Genomic DNA, 14,398 nt, shown 5'->3' on the forward strand with positions numbered 1-14,398 from the left:
CAGGGACCTACATCGGGGACGGGCCCGCCACCCGACCGAGCTCGGCGTCTCCCGCGAGCAGCGGATGGTGCGGCAGGACCCGCACCGTGTATCCGACCGACCCGGAGAGCGGCAGCGTCGTGTCGGCGAGGAACCGCTCGCCGCCCGCGGCCGATCCCTGGTGCAGCATCGGGACCGTCACGACGTCGCCGAGCTGCTCGTCCTGATCGACGTGGCCGAACACGGCCTGCACGGACACGTCCGACGGGCCGAGTCCGCCGAGCCCCACCGTCGCGGACAGGGTGAGTGTCGAACCCAACACCGGGGTGTCCGGCAGCCCGTCCGCCTCGACGTCGGTCACCGTGACCGCGGGCCACGCCGCATCGACGCGGCGCCGATAGTCGGCCATGGCCTTCGCACCGGCGTAGTCGTCGGAGATCGCCGCCGCACCCGCCCGGGTGGCGGGACCGTAGTACTGCTGCGTGTAGTCGCGAACCATCCTGGACGCCAACACCTTCGGGCCCGTGACCGTGAGGGTGTGCCGCACCATCTCGACCCAGCGCGCCGGCAACCCGTCGTCGCCCCGGTCGTAGAATTTGGGGAGCACCGACTTCTCGAGCAACTCGTACAGCGCCGCGGCCTCGAGATCGTCGCGGCGGTTCTCGTCGACGACGCCGTCGGCGGTGGGGATGGCCCAGCCGTTCTCCCCGTCGTACATCTCGTCCCACCATCCGTCCCGGATGGAGAGGTTCAGTCCACCGTTGAGAGCGGACTTCATGCCCGAGGTGCCGCACGCCTCGAGCGGCCGCAACGGGTTGTTGAGCCAGACGTCGCATCCCCAGTAGAGGTAGCGGGCCATCGACATGTCGTAGTCGGGCAGGAAGACGATACGGTGCCGAACGTCGTGCTGATCGGCGAATCGCACGATCTGCTGGATCAGGGCCTTGCCACCGTCGTCGGCGGGGTGCGACTTGCCGGCCACCACCAGCTGTACCGGGCGGACCGGATCGAGCAGCATGGCGCGCAGGCGCTCCGGTTGCCGCAGCATCAACGTCAGTCGCTTGTAGGTGGGGACACGGCGCGCGAATCCGACCGTGAGCACCGACGGGTCGAACACGTCGTCCGTCCACGCGAGTTCGGCGTCGGTGGACCCGCGCTCGAGGGCCGAGTGGCGCACGCGGCGGCGCACTTCCGCGACCAGATCGGACCGCAGCGCCGAACGCGTCTCCCACAGGTCCGATGCGGAGACCTCGGCCAGCTGCTCCCAGCCCTGCGCCTCCTCCATCGTGCGGGTTCCCACCGTGCGCGCCGCGAGGTCGAGCCACCGCTGCGACGCCCACGTCGGTGCGTGCACGCCGTTGGTGACCGAGCCGATGGGGACGTCGGACGCGTCGAATCCGGGCCAGAGTTCGTCGAACATGCCGCGACTGACGATGCCGTGGAGCTTGGAGACTCCGTTCGCGCGCTGCGCCGACCGCAGCCCCATGTGGGCCATGTTGAACACCGCGGGGTCGCTCTCGCGGCCGAGTTCGAGGATGCGTTCCATCTCGATGCCGGGCAGCAGCGACGACTCCGCCGTGCCGTCGCCGAAGTAGAGGCGCACCAGATCCGCGGGGAAGCGGTCGATACCGGCGGGCACGGGAGTGTGCGTCGTGAAGACGGTGGACGCTCGCACCGCGGCGAGCGCGGAATCGAAGTCCAGCCCGCCCGCGTGCAGTTCACGGATGCGCTCGAGACCGAGGAAGCCGGCGTGGCCCTCGTTCATGTGGAAGACGCTGGGCGCGGGAAGCGAGTGGTACTCGGTGTAGGCGCGCACGGCGCGGACGCCGCCGACCCCGGCCAGGATCTCCTGCTTCACCCGGTGGTCCTGATCGCCGCCGTAGAGGCGATCGGTCACGCCGCGCAGCTCGGGATCGTTGTCGGCGATGTCGGAGTCCAGCAGCAGCAGCGGGATGCGTCCGACCTGGGCGATCCAGATACGCGCGCGCAGCACGCGGTCGCCCGGCATCGCGACGTGGACGAGCACCGGGGAATCGGACTCGTCGGTGAGCAGTCGCAGCGGCAGACCCTGCGGGTCGAGGGACGGATACCGCTCGGCCTGCCAGCCGTCGGCCGTCAGCGACTGGCGAAAGTACCCGGAGCGGTACAGCAGGCCCACGCCGATGAGGGGCAACCCCAGATCGGACGCGGCCTTGAGGTGATCGCCGGCGAGGATGCCGAGACCGCCGGAGTAGTTGGGCAGCACCTCGGAGACGCCGAACTCCATCGAGAAGTACGCGATGCCCACCGGCAGATCCGCACCGGAGTCGACCTGCTGCTGGAACCATCGGGGTTGCGCCAGGTAGAGGTGCAGATCGGCGACGAGATCATCCACGCGCTGCACGAACGCGTCGTCGTTCGCCAGGTCCTCGAGGCGGGACGAGCGCACCTCGCCGAGGATGCGCACCGGATCGCGGTCACCACTGACCCACAGGTCCGGATCGATGCTCTCGAACAGCTCCAGGGTCGGCGGATGCCACGACCATCGCAGGTTGACGGACAGTTCGGCGAGTCCGGAGAGTCGGGCCGGGAGCTGCGCGCGGACGGTGAATCTGCGGAGTGCTTTCACGATTCCGAAGACTACTGCGGGCGACCGCCGCGCACCGTGGTTCCGCGTTTGCCGAGGAGCCGTTCGGGTACTTCTCCCGGTGGCGTCCGAGACTGCCGCGTGCCTCGTCCGCAGGTCGCGTCGGTGCTCTCGGTCGGTTTCGAGAAAGACCGGGGCATCTCGTCTACGGTTGACTTCGAGCTCAGCCCGACAACCCGACATCGACAGAACTGCGACAACCAGCAGAAAAGGGGCTTCGGTGACAGGCCGTATCGGCATCGACGACGTACTACCCAACACATCGTCCGGTAAGTATCCCGCCAAGGCCGTTGTGGGAGAGACATTCCCGATCACGGCCGCGGTGTGGCGCGAGGGGCACGACGCCGTCAACGCGACGTTGGCGGTTCGCGGGCCCGGCCAGGGCAAGTCGGTCCACATCCCGATGGTCCCCGGCGAGCAGCCGGACATCTTCCACGGTGTGTTCACTCCCGACGCCGAAGGCTTCTGGATCGCCCGCATCGAGGGCTGGGGTGATCCGATCGCCACCTGGATGCATGCGGTCGAGGCGAAACTCGGCGTGGGCCAGGGGCCGGCCGAACTGGCCAACGATCTCGAGACCGGCGCACGCCTGTTCGAACGCGCCGCGAAGAACGTCGGTCGCTCGGAGAAGCCACTGCTCGAGAACGTCGTGACGGCGCTGCGGAGCGACGCACCGCTGCCGTCACGCGTCGCACCGGCGTTCACGCCCGAGGTGCGCGAGATCCTGCACGAGACGCCGCTGCGCGAGCTGGTGACGCGCGGCGAGGCGATCAACGTCTGGGTCGACCGCCGCGAGGCACTCGTCGGATCGTGGTACGAGCTCTTCCCCCGCTCCACGGGCGGCTGGAACGAGGACGGCACTCCTCGCCACGGCACGTTCGAGACCACCATCGGCGCGCTCCCCCGCGTGGCGGCCATGGGCTTCGACGTCGTCTACTTCCCGCCGATCCATCCGATCGGCAAGGTGAATCGCAAGGGCCGCAACAACACTCTGACTCCGGGACCCACCGACGTGGGCTCGCCGTGGGCCATCGGCTCGTCCGAGGGCGGCCACGACGCGGTGCATCCCGAGCTGGGGACGGTCAAGGAGTTCCGCGCACTCGTCACGGCCGCGCGCAAGCTCGGCCTCGAGATCGCCCTGGACCTCGCCCTGCAGTGCGCCCCGGACCACCCCTGGGCCGCCGCACATCCCGACTGGTTCACCGTGCTCCCCGACGGCACCATCGCCTACGCGGAGAACCCGCCCAAGAAGTACCAGGACATCTACCCGGTCAACTTCGACAACGATCGCAAGGGCATCTACGCGGAGGTGCTGCGCGTCGTCAATTTCTGGATCAGCCAGGGAGTCAAGATCTTCCGGGTCGACAATCCGCACACCAAGCCACCGGACTTCTGGGAGTGGCTCATCGCCGAGGTCAAGAAGACGCACCCCGACGTGCTCTTCCTCGCCGAGGCGTTCACGCGTCCCGCGCGGCTCTACGGTCTTGCGCGACGCGGTTTCACGCAGTCCTACACGTACTTCACGTGGCGCACGGCCAAGTGGGAGCTCACGGAGTTCGGACAGGAGATCGCCGCCAAGGCCGATCTGGGTCGACCCAACCTGTTCGTCAACACGCCGGACATCCTCCACGAGAGCCTGCAGAAGGGCGGCCCCGGCATGTTCGCGCTGCGTGCCGCTCTCGCCGCCACCCTGTCCCCCACGTGGGGCGTGTACTCGGGATACGAACTCTACGAACACGTTCCGGTGCGCGAGGGCAGCGAGGAGTACCTCGACACAGAGAAATTCGAGTTGCGCCCCCGCGACTTCGAGGGCGCACGGGCTCGCGGCGAATCGCTCGAGCCGTGGTTGACCATGCTCAACGCCGTCCGCAAGGCGCACCCGGCGTTGCAGCAGTTGCGCAACATCCACTTCCACCACGTCGACAACGACGCGATCATCGCCTACTCGAAGTTCGACGCGGTGACCGGTGACGCGGTGCTGGTCGTGATCAACCTGAACCCGTTCGGCGCCGAGGAAGGCACCGTCTGGCTCGACATGCCGCAGATCGGCCGCGACTGGCAGGAGCACCTGACGGTCACCGACGAGGTGAGCGGTCAGCAGTTCCAGTGGGGCCAGGCCAACTACGTCAAGCTCGAGCCGTGGCGGTCGGTCGCCCACATCCTGGCGCTGCCGCCCGTCCCGTTCCCCGCCCGCACCGAACTCGCCTTCCGGAAGGAGATCTCATGACGGAACGCACCACCCCCGGCGCGAGCACGGACACCCTCGCCGCTCCCGGTGATCACGACCTCTCGCTGCTCGCCCGCGGGCAGCACCACGACCCCCACTCCGTTCTCGGCGCGCACCCGATGCCGGGCGGCACCGCCATCCGGGCGTTGCGTCCCAACGCTCTCAGCGTCACCGCGGTCATCGGCGGGAAGGACCACGAGCTCACACACGTCGCGCACGGCGTGTTCTCGGCCCTGGTGCCGGTGGAGGACCTCGCGGACTACCGGCTCCGCGTCGAGTACCCGGGCGGTCACCAGGTGACCGTCGCCGACGGCTACCGCTTCCTGCCGACCCTCGGCGAGCTCGATCTCCATCTCTTCGGAGAGGGGCGCCACGAACGACTCTGGGACATCCTCGGAGCGCATCTGCAGAGCTACACCACGCCCGACGGACCTGTGAACGGCACCTCGTTCGCGGTGTGGGCCCCGGGCGCCGTCGGCGTCACCGTCGTCGGCGAGTTCGACGGCTGGGGCGGACAGACCTGGCCGATGCGCGTGCTCGGCACCACCGGTGTGTGGGAGCTGTTCGTCCCCGACATCGGCGCCGGCACGCTGTACAAGTTCCGGGTGCACGGCAAGGACGGCTCGGTGAAGGACAAGGCCGACCCGATGGCCTTCGCCACCGAGGTCCCGCCGTCGACGGCGTCGGTCGTGAACCAGTCGTCGTACGAGTGGTCGGACAGTGACTGGATCACCGCCCGCGCCGAGCTGGAACCGCACCGGGCGCCGATGAGCGTGTACGAGGTGCATCTCGCCTCCTGGCGCCCCGGACTGAACTATCGCGAACTGGCGGAACAGCTCTCGGCTCACGTACGCGAGACCGGCTTCACCCACGTCGAGCTGCTGCCCGTCGCCGAACACCCCTTCGGTGGATCGTGGGGATACCAGGTCACCTCGTACTACGCACCGACGTCGCGCTTCGGCTCCCCCGACGACTTCCGCGCCTTCGTCGACCTCCTGCACCGTGACGGCATCGGCGTCATCGTCGACTGGGTCCCGGCGCACTTCCCCAAGGACGACTGGGCCCTCGCGCGGTTCGACGGCTCCCCGCTCTACGAGCACGGCGACCCGCAGCGCGGCGAGCAGTTGGACTGGGGCACCTACGTCTTCGACTTCGGTCGTACCGAGGTGCGCAACTTCCTCGTCGCCAACGCGCTGTACTGGATCGAGGAGTTCCACATCGACGGGCTCCGCGTCGACGCGGTCGCGTCGATGCTCTACCTGGACTACTCGCGCCCCGAGGGTGGGTGGAGCCCCAACATCTACGGCGGTCGCGAGAATCTCGAGGCCGTGGCGTTCCTGCAGGAGATGAACGCGACCGTGCACAAGCTGCACCGCGGCGTCGTCACCGTGGCCGAGGAGTCGACCTCGTGGCCCGGCGTCACGCGTCCCACCAGCGTGGGCGGCCTCGGCTTCTCCATGAAGTGGAACATGGGCTGGATGCACGACACGCTCGGATACATCGGGCGCGATCCGATCCACCGCGCGTACCACCACCACGAGGTCACGTTCTCCCTGGTCTACGCCTGGAGCGAGAACTTCGTGCTGCCCATCAGCCACGACGAGGTCGTGCACGGGAAGGGCACGCTCTGGTCCCGCATGCCGGGTGACGACTGGGCGAAGGCCGCGGGTCTGCGCGGCATGCTCGCCTACATGTGGGCGCATCCCGGCAAGCAACTGCTGTTCATGGGCCAGGAGTTCGGCCAGACGGCCGAGTGGTCCGACGAGCGCGGTCTCGACTGGTGGGAGATCGGCGACGAGGGAAGCGGCTCGCTGCACCGCGGTGTGCAGCAACTGGTCGGCGACCTCAACCGCACGTACGTCGCGGGCCCGGAGTTCTGGACACAGGACGGCTCGCCCAGCGGCTTCTCGTGGATCGACGCCAACGACACCGCGAACAACGTGCTGAGCTTCCTGCGCTTCGGCGACGACGGCTCCGTCACGGCCTGCCTGTTCAACTTCTCCGGTTCCCCGCACGGCGATTATCGTGTTGGATTACCCGAGCCGGGCCGGTGGGTCGAGATCCTCAACACCGACGCGGAGGTCTACGGCGGTTCGGGTGTGGGCAACCTCGGTGAGGTCACCGCGACCGAGCACTCGTGGCACGGTCGTCCGGCATCCGCTCGGGTCGCCCTTCCGCCCTACGGAGCGATCTGGCTCAGACTGGAGAGATGATGCGCGGGGCCCGCGTCCGGTTCGGCTGGTCCGCGAGCCTCCTCGCACTCGCCGTCACCACCGTGCTGACATCATGTGGCGCGGTGGTGACGGGCTCCCCCGTCTCCATCTACGACGATCCCTTCACCGTCGCCGGTCTCCCCGTCACGGACGGCCCGTCCGGCCCCAGACCCGGTGTCTCCCATGCCCAGCTCGACGTCGACGGCGCCGCCGGAACCGACGTCGACCTGCTGGCGACGGACGCCGTGGACGACATCCAGAAGTTCTGGCGCACCACGTACTCGACGCTGTTCCGCGGGTCCTTCCAGCCCGTCCGGTCCCTGGTGTCCTGGGACGCCACCGCCGCCGCCGGCGAGGGTCCGCTCTTCTGCAGCGAACCGACGGACGGACTCGCCAACGCCGGATACTGCTCGCTCGACGACAGCATCGGCTGGGACCGCGGGCTGCTCATGCCGGCCATGATCGACGCGTTCGGACCCATGTCAGTGGTCATGGTGCTCGCCCACGAGTACGGCCACGCCGTGCAGACGCAGTCCGGCCTCGTCGGGGACGACGACCCGACCATCGTCGCCGAGCAACAAGCAGACTGCTTCGCGGGCGCCTTCATGCGCCATGTCGCCGAGGGCGACTCGACCCACTTCACGCTCGACACCTCGGACGGGTTGAACGACGTCCTCGCGGCCACCGTGGCCGTCCGCGACGTCGACCCCGGTGATCCCGACTCGGTGCACGGCTCCGCGTTCGAACGAGTCACCGCCGCCCAGATCGGCTTCACCGACGGCGCCGGGGCCTGCACGCGCATCGACGAGAAGGAGGTCGAGTCGCGGCGCTCGACCCTTCCCCAACAGTTCGACAGCCCTCTCGACACCGGCGAGCTCCCCGTCACGCAGGACTCGCTCGAGCAGTTCGCCGCGACGTTCGAACAGGTGATGCCCACCGCGGATCCCCCGACGGTCGACTACTCCGGCGCCGACACCGGGTGCGCGGACGCGCTCACCACCGAACCGGTCTCCTACTGCCCCTCCACGAACACGATCGGTATCTCGGTCGACGCGCTGGCCGATCGCGGACGTCCCACCGAGGTGAGCGAGGACGACATCGTGCCGCTCGACGTCACCGGTGACTACGGCGCCTATGTCCTCTTCGTCTCCCGGTACGTGCTGGCCGTGCAGAACGAGGCCGGCCAGGGCCTGACGGACGCCCGAGCCGCGCTCCGGTCGGCGTGCCTGTCGGGAGTGGTCACCGCAGCGCTGAGTCCCTCCGACACGGCCGCGGCGCAGAGGTCGACGGTGACACTGTCACCGGGCGACCTCGACGAGGCGGTGTCGGGTCTGTTGTCGGACGGGCTCGCCGCGAGCGACGTGGACGGTCGCACGGTCCCCAGCGGCTTCGCGCGCGTCGACGCATTCCGCTGGGGCGTGCTGGGCGGCCGGGAGGCGTGCGACGGCCGCTACTCCTAGTAGAGGGCGGACGCCAGCTTGCGTCGAGCGGTGACCACCAGCGGATCCGCCGGGTCGAAGAGCTCGAACAATTCCAGCAACCGGGCGCGAGCACGGGCGCGGTCGTCCTCGCGCGTGCGCCGGACCAACTCCACGACACGAGCGAACGAGTCCTCGGTCCGCTGCTGATACAGCAACGCGTCGGCCGCCTGGAGACCGAGATCGACGTCGTCCGGCGCCGCGTCGGCCTGCTCGACGATGTCGTCCGGCAGCCCCTGGACGCGTGCCAGGAATCGGACCTGACGCACGCCGTTCAGTGCCTGCTTGTTGGCCGGCTCGGCGTCGACGATCTCCTGGAAGGCCGCCTCGGCACCCGCGAGGTCACCCTCGGCGAGCGCGGCCTCGGCTGCGTCGAAGCGCGGGTCCTCGGGCTCGGGGGCCGGTTCGTCGGCGTTCGGGACACCGGTCAGCTTCCCCTCGACGGCGCGGGCGATGGCCGCCAACCACTCACGCAGGCTCTCCTCGGGCTGCAGGCCCTGCAGATCCGCGAGAGGCTGGCCTGCTGCGACGGCGACCAGCGTGGGAACAGCCTGCACGCCGAAGGCCTGCGCGATGCGCGGATTGACGTCGACGTCGACGTTGGCGAGCACCCAGGCGCCGTCACCCTCGACCGCGAGGGCCTCGAGGGACTGCGTCAGCTGCAGCGACTGTGGGGAGCGCGGCGACAGCAGATTGACTATCACGGGGACCTGGCTCGAGCGCACCAACACCTCGGCCTCGAAGTCCACCTCCGTCACCGTGACGGAGACCGCGAGACCGTTGGCGGCGGTGGGAGACGGCGGCGCGGACGCGGCCTGCGCCTTGGCCTTGAGCGCCGAGAGGTCGACCGCGCCGGACATGGCGGCGGCTGCCGCGGCCGACGGACGTACTGGTGGGCGAGATCCGGGTCGAGTCACGAGGTTATTTTGTCACTCCGCCGCGGCCCGCGGCGATGCGGCTCCGGCCGATCGAACCAGACGTCCGGTCCTCGACGCCCACACCTCGAAGACGATGGTGCCGAAGGGCGGGATGCTCGCGAGGAGCGCGAGCACCGTGACGCCCTTGCTCCACCGCAACGCGAGGGCGGTCAGCACGGTGATCACGAGGTACAGGACGAAGACCGCGCCGTGCAGCATGCCCGGGATCCGGACACCACTGTCGATGTTGGGGTCGGGGACGTACTTGACGGCCATGCCGATGAGCAGCGCGACCCAGGTGACGGCTTCCGCGACCGCCACGACGCGGAACCACCGCACGATCGGCGGCTGCGAGACCGTGGAGGACGCGGCAGGTGCGGTGCTGGAGAGCTGGTTGTCGGCCATGTGTCCATTCTGCCGCAGTCGGTGAACGGTCCTCGACCATCGGCGGCGTCGCCTTGGCCACACAGAGTTGGCGGTCGTCCAGCGATGCCGACGATCGATTGTGACCCAGACCACGCCCGAACTGCCGGAAAAAAGGTCTAACGTCAAAGTATGACGACCACCGACGAGCACACGACGGCGACCGCGGACGCGGTGACGGCAGGCCTCGTGACGGCCATCGACCACGTGGGGATCGCAGTGGCCGACCTCGACGTCGCCCTCGAGTTCTACCGGGACCACTTCGGGATGACGGTGACCCACCGCGAGGTCAACGAGAGCCAGGGTGTCGTCGAGGCGATGATCTCCGTTCCCGGTGCCGCCGACGGCGCCGCGCAGATCCAGCTCCTCGCTCCCCTCGACGAGACGTCGACCATCGCCAAGTTCCTCGACCGGAACGGTCCCGGCCTGCAGCAGCTCGCCTTCCGCGTCCGCGACGTCGAGGAGACCGCGGCGTTCCTCCGCGAGCGTGGTGCCCGGTTGCTGTACGACGCTCCCCGCCGCGGTACCGCCGATTCCCGGATCAATTTCGTGCACCCCAAGGACGCCGGCGGTGTCCTCGTCGAGCTGGTCGAGCCCGCCGCGAGCTGACCCTTCCCCGGAACCCGTCGTGATCAGCACCCGACGGCCGAAACGGGGCGCGTGACGGTAGGTTGTCCGCATGGCACCAGAGAACGTCAGCGGTAGCAGCTCCCTGCCCTTCAGCGTGGTCCGCAAGGGGTACGACAAGGACGAGGTCCAGCGGTACTTCGAGCGGTTCGATGCCGAGCTCCGCGTCATCGCGACCGATCGCGACGCGGCGGCCGCGCAGGCCCGCGATCTCGCGGTCCAGCTCGAGGACGCCCGCGACGAGATCGACGATCTCCGTAAGGACATCGATCGGCTGTCGGTCCCCCCGACCACCGCCGAGGGCATGAGCGATCGCATCTCTCGCATGCTGCGACTCGCCTCGGACGAGGCGTCCGAGGTGCGCGCCAAGGCCGAGGCCGACGCTGCCGAACTCGTGTCCGTGGCCGAGCAGGACGCCACCCGCATGCGCGGCGAGTACGAGGGCCTGGTGGCCGAGCTGAAGGACCGACGGTCCGCACTCGAGACCGAGCACGAGCAGACCATGGCCGAGGCGCGCACAGCCGCCGCCCGCATCGTCGAGGAGGCGCAGGCCGAGCGTGATCGCCTCGCCGCCGAGGCCGAGAAGAAGCGCGCCGCGGTGCAGGAGGACTTCGAGATCACGATGGCCGATCGCCGCACCAAGGTGATGAACGCCGTCGACGAGCTCGAAGCCGACTCCAAGGCCGAGGCGGATCGTCGGCTCGCCGATGCCACCGCCGAGGCCAAGCGTCGGCTCCAGGCCGCCACCGAGCAGTCGGAGCGCCGCATCGCTCACGCCAAGGAGCTCGCCGAGGAACTGCGAGTCCTGCGTGGCCGGGTGCTCGCTCAGCTGCTCGGCATCCGCGGCCAACTCGATTCCGTGCCGGCCATGCTCGCCTCGGTCAACCGGGAGAGCGAACTGCTCGACGCACCGTTGGCGCCGGACGATCTCGAGATCGACGAGTCACTCCTCGACGAGGCACCGGCCGAGACGTCGAGCGAGCGCTCCTCGAACGGCCAGTCGAGCTCGACCCAGTCCTGAGGGTCAGGACCACCTGCGGGTGAGCCCGCGGGTACCGCGGCCGGACCAGCAACCCGTGTGCCAGTGCCGCCTGTCGTCGGGTCCGCCGAGTTTCTCGGCGGGCCAGACGACCACGTGCGCCACACCGGGCATGATCTCGTGGTCGCAGCCGGGGCACCGATAGGTCTTGGTCGCACGAGCGCCGGGAATCGGGCGCACGACGTACTCCTCGTCGCCGTCGAAGGACGGGCCGCGCTCCACTCGCGCCGTGGCGTCACCGAACGTCGGCGCGGGTCGCCCCGGTCGGCCCGACCGGCCGGCTCGTTGGTTGTTGCGTCTCGGCACTCGACCGATGGTAGGCGACCGCGTCAGAAGAGCGTGAACGCGGACGATTCGATTCCGCGGAGCGAGTCGTAGTCCAGTGTGAGGCAACGAATCCCGCGATCCTCCGCGAGCGTCTTCGCCTGCGGCTTGATCTGCTGGGCCGCGAACACGCCCCGCACCGGAGCCAGCAGTGGATCACGGTTCAGGAGTTCGAGATAGCGAGTCAGCTGCTCGACACCGTCGATGTCTCCTCGACGCTTGATCTCCACCGCGACCGTCGCACCGTCCTCGGCGCGGCACAGAAGGTCCACGGGTCCGATCGCCGTCGGGTACTCCCGGCGTACCAGGGTGTACCCGTCACCGAGCGTGTGCACGTGCTCGGCGAGCAGTTCCTGCAGATGGGACTCGACGCCGTCCTTGGTCAGACCCGGATCGACACCCAGCTCGTGGCTGCTGTCGAGTTCGATGTCCTCGATCGTGATGCGCAGTTCCTCGCCGGCCTTGTTGGTCACGACCCACAGCTGTCGGTCCGCGGGCACGACGTCGCCGTCGGCAGGGAGAGCCTCTGCAGGGTTCTCGACCAGCCAGCACGGCGGCGTCATCCAGTTGAGCGGCTTGTACGCCCGATCGTCCGCGTGGACGCTCACCGATCCGTCGGACTTGACGAGCAGTAGACGCTTCGCCCACGGCAGATGGGCCGTCAACCGACCGACGTAGTCGACCTGACACCGAGCAATGACCAGACGCACCGGGCCACCCTATCGACCGTGTGGGCCGCCGTCAGGCAGGGGTCGCGAGCTGCGTCTCCTCCGACCGCCCCCGTAACGTCACGCTCTTGCCGAACGACCACTCGTCACTCGACTGATTGTGGGCGTGCTCCACCGTGCGTGCCGACGCCACCAGACGCCCATCCGCAGACTTGGCGAGCTCGGACAACCGGGCCGCCTCGTTCACCGGATCACCGATGACCGTGTACTCGAATCGCTGCTTCGCACCGATGTTGCCCGCGACGGCTCGCCCGGACGCGATACCGATGGCTGCCTGGCAGTCCGGGACCTCGTTCTCGAGTCGCCGCATGATGGCGCGAGCCGCGCTGAGGGCCTCCCCGCAGTGATCGTCGAGATCGCCGGGAGCACCGAAGATGGCCAGCGCCGCATCGCCCTCGAACTTGTTGACGAAGCCGTGATGCTTGTCCACCTCGTCGACCACCACGTCGAAGAAGCGGTTCAACAGATCCACCACCTGCGCCGGGGGTTGGGAGGCCGCCAGCTCCGTGGATCCGATCAGGTCGATGAAGAAGACGGCGATGTCGCGCTCCTCGCCGCCGAGCTCGGGATTGCTCTTCAACGCGGCCTCGGCGACCTCCATGCCGACGTGGCGACCGAACAGGTCCCGGATCTTGTCCCGCTCGGCGAGGCCCTCGGCCATGCGGTTGAAGCCGCTCTGCAGTTCGCCGAGCTCAGTGCCGTCGTAGACGGACACCCGTGCGTCGAGGTTGCCGCGTTCGATCTCGACCATCGCCGAGCGCACGTTGTCGATGGGCGCCGTCGTCGCCAGACCGCCGAGCAGCGTCAGCGCGAAGCCGAACAGGAACGTGATGCCGCCGAGCGCGAGGATGGCGACCGCGAACTGGTCGGCGGTGGTGTCATCGCGGATGAACGAGGCGATGGCGATGACCATGAGTCCCGCCACGGGGACGCCGGTACCCAGGAGCCACGAGAGGATGGAGCGCCCCATCACCCCGGCGATACGGATACGGCGGAGATCGCCGGCCTCGAGAGCACGCGCCGCCGCCGGGCGCAGAGCGAACTCCGTCAGCAGGTAGCTGAACGCGCAGACGGTCGCACCACCGAACGCGATGGTGAACGCGACCTTGGGGATGGAGTTGGGATCGATGATGCCGTCGGCCGTCGTGACGATGACGAGCCCGCCGATCCAGAGGCCGATCTGCAACCGGGTGAGCCGCCACGGCATCGCCAGCGTGCGCTTCTGTTCCTTGCGGGTGGGCACGCGGTCCTCGATGGCCCAGCGCAGTCCCTTGACGGTCCGCTTGGTTCCCCACCCCACTCCGATGAGGAACGCGACCACGAGGTAGCACGGGATGAGGATGAAGTTCACCCACCAGTACTCACGGGGCGTGACGACGTCCGGCCCCGGCACGACCACGCTGATGAGTGCACCCACGATGACGGCGCCGATCGCGTTGGCGCCCAGCAGGAAGACGGTGAGCAGAATCTGCACCCGGATACGCCGGCGACGCGGTGATTCCTCGGTGTGCCCGAGCAGCGGGGAGCCCAGAGGCGATATCGAGCGTCGTGGTTTCTGCGGCATGGTGGATACGAGACTATCCCGGCGCGCGTAGGACGGGACTCTGCTTGATCGGACTGTGTCCGGACACCGATACCCGTGAATGCAGAAAGCCCCCCGACCGGTGGTCGGGGGGCTTTCTGGGAAGGGTTGTTCGGCGGTGTCCTACTCTCCCACACCCTGTCGGGTGCAGTACCATCGGCGCTGGAGGGCTTAGCTTCCGGGTTCGGAATGGGTCCGGGCGTTTCCCCTCCGCTATGGCCACCGAAACTCTGTG

General features: G+C 68.7%; 11 protein-coding genes and 1 rRNA gene. 5 read left to right on the forward strand and 7 right to left on the reverse strand.

The window, feature by feature from the left end:
- Positions 1-7: 7 nt before the first annotated feature.
- Entirely contained in the window at positions 8-2,587 is a 2,580-nt protein-coding gene (gene glgP / locus HQ312_RS10775) for an alpha-glucan family phosphorylase (RefSeq protein ID WP_056448942.1), read from the reverse strand.
- A 238-nt stretch (positions 2,588-2,825) separates the two neighbouring features.
- Here glgP and HQ312_RS10780 point away from each other — a divergent pair, with 238 nt between their 5' ends.
- The 3 genes from HQ312_RS10780 to HQ312_RS10790 are packed head-to-tail and all read left to right on the forward strand — an operon-like array spanning position 2,826 to position 8,505.
- On the forward strand, positions 2,826-4,832 hold the full coding sequence (locus tag HQ312_RS10780; protein ID WP_222638583.1) for a maltotransferase domain-containing protein: 2,007 nt from the start codon (positions 2,826-2,828) through the stop codon (positions 4,830-4,832).
- Positions 4,829-7,045, forward strand: coding sequence for a 1,4-alpha-glucan branching protein GlgB (gene glgB / locus HQ312_RS10785; protein ID WP_222638584.1), 2,217 nt, complete (start codon positions 4,829-4,831; stop codon positions 7,043-7,045). Before HQ312_RS10780 ends, glgB begins: the two co-directional genes overlap by 4 nt.
- The gene (locus HQ312_RS10790; protein WP_261782189.1) at positions 7,042-8,505 is read left to right on the forward strand and encodes a metallopeptidase; all 1,464 of its coding nucleotides are present in this window, start codon (positions 7,042-7,044) and stop codon (positions 8,503-8,505) included. Before glgB ends, HQ312_RS10790 begins: the two co-directional genes overlap by 4 nt.
- Here HQ312_RS10790 and HQ312_RS10795 read toward each other — a convergent pair.
- Positions 8,502-9,383 carry a tetratricopeptide repeat protein gene (locus tag HQ312_RS10795; protein WP_056448951.1) on the reverse strand — a complete coding sequence of 294 codons (882 nt, stop codon included), beginning with the start codon at positions 9,381-9,383 and terminating at the stop codon, positions 8,502-8,504. The genes HQ312_RS10790 and HQ312_RS10795 overlap by 4 nt on opposite strands.
- A 69-nt stretch (positions 9,384-9,452) precedes the next feature.
- Entirely contained in the window at positions 9,453-9,845 is a 393-nt protein-coding gene (locus HQ312_RS10800; protein ID WP_082544701.1) for a DUF3817 domain-containing protein, read from the reverse strand.
- 150 nt (positions 9,846-9,995) lie between these two features.
- Here HQ312_RS10800 and mce point away from each other — a divergent pair, with 150 nt between their 5' ends.
- Together mce and HQ312_RS10810 are read left to right on the forward strand one after the other, a co-directional pair.
- Positions 9,996-10,472, forward strand: coding sequence for a methylmalonyl-CoA epimerase (mce, locus tag HQ312_RS10805; RefSeq protein WP_027505478.1), 477 nt, complete (start codon positions 9,996-9,998; stop codon positions 10,470-10,472).
- Positions 10,473-10,542: 70 nt separating this feature from the next.
- Positions 10,543-11,511: a hypothetical protein gene (locus tag HQ312_RS10810; RefSeq protein ID WP_261782190.1), complete on the forward strand. Its 969-nt coding sequence runs from the start codon at positions 10,543-10,545 to the stop codon at positions 11,509-11,511.
- A 3-nt stretch (positions 11,512-11,514) separates the two neighbouring features.
- On the opposite strand, the gene HQ312_RS10815 is transcribed toward HQ312_RS10810, so the two are convergent.
- From HQ312_RS10815 to rrf, 4 genes are all read right to left on the reverse strand, one after another.
- Positions 11,515-11,835 (reverse strand): ATP/GTP-binding protein, encoded by a 321-nt coding sequence (locus tag HQ312_RS10815; protein ID WP_082544702.1) that lies wholly within the window; start codon positions 11,833-11,835, stop codon positions 11,515-11,517.
- A gap of 23 nt (positions 11,836-11,858) precedes the next feature.
- On the reverse strand, positions 11,859-12,563 hold the full coding sequence (nucS, locus tag HQ312_RS10820) for an endonuclease NucS (protein ID WP_027505475.1): 705 nt from the start codon (positions 12,561-12,563) through the stop codon (positions 11,859-11,861).
- Positions 12,564-12,594: 31 nt separating this feature from the next.
- Positions 12,595-14,145, reverse strand: a complete 1,551-nt coding sequence (locus HQ312_RS10825) for an adenylate/guanylate cyclase domain-containing protein (RefSeq protein ID WP_027505474.1) — start codon at positions 14,143-14,145, stop codon at positions 12,595-12,597.
- 128 nt (positions 14,146-14,273) lie between these two features.
- A 5S ribosomal RNA gene (gene rrf / locus HQ312_RS10830) occupies positions 14,274-14,390 on the reverse strand.
- Positions 14,391-14,398: the final 8 nt, after the last annotated feature.

Source organism: Rhodococcus sp. BP-316, from assembly GCF_019836105.1.
Classification (GTDB): Bacteria; Actinomycetota; Actinomycetes; order Mycobacteriales; family Mycobacteriaceae; genus Rhodococcoides.

Excerpts from the sequence above, each read along its gene's own strand:
- HQ312_RS10825 (WP_027505474.1), bottom strand. The coding sequence starts at position 14,145 with ATGCCGCAGAAACCACGACGCTCGATATCGCCTCTGGGCTCCCCGCTG.
- glgB (WP_222638584.1), top strand. The coding sequence starts at position 4,829 with ATGACGGAACGCACCACCCCCGGCGCGAGCACGGACACCCTCGCCGCT.
- HQ312_RS10790 (WP_261782189.1), top strand. The coding sequence starts at position 7,042 with ATGATGCGCGGGGCCCGCGTCCGGTTCGGCTGGTCCGCGAGCCTCCTC.
- HQ312_RS10795 (WP_056448951.1), bottom strand. The coding sequence starts at position 9,383 with ATGTCCGGCGCGGTCGACCTCTCGGCGCTCAAGGCCAAGGCGCAGGCC.
- HQ312_RS10810 (WP_261782190.1), top strand. The coding sequence starts at position 10,543 with ATGGCACCAGAGAACGTCAGCGGTAGCAGCTCCCTGCCCTTCAGCGTG.
- mce (WP_027505478.1), top strand. The coding sequence starts at position 9,996 with ATGACGACCACCGACGAGCACACGACGGCGACCGCGGACGCGGTGACG.
- HQ312_RS10800 (WP_082544701.1), bottom strand. The coding sequence starts at position 9,845 with ATGGCCGACAACCAGCTCTCCAGCACCGCACCTGCCGCGTCCTCCACG.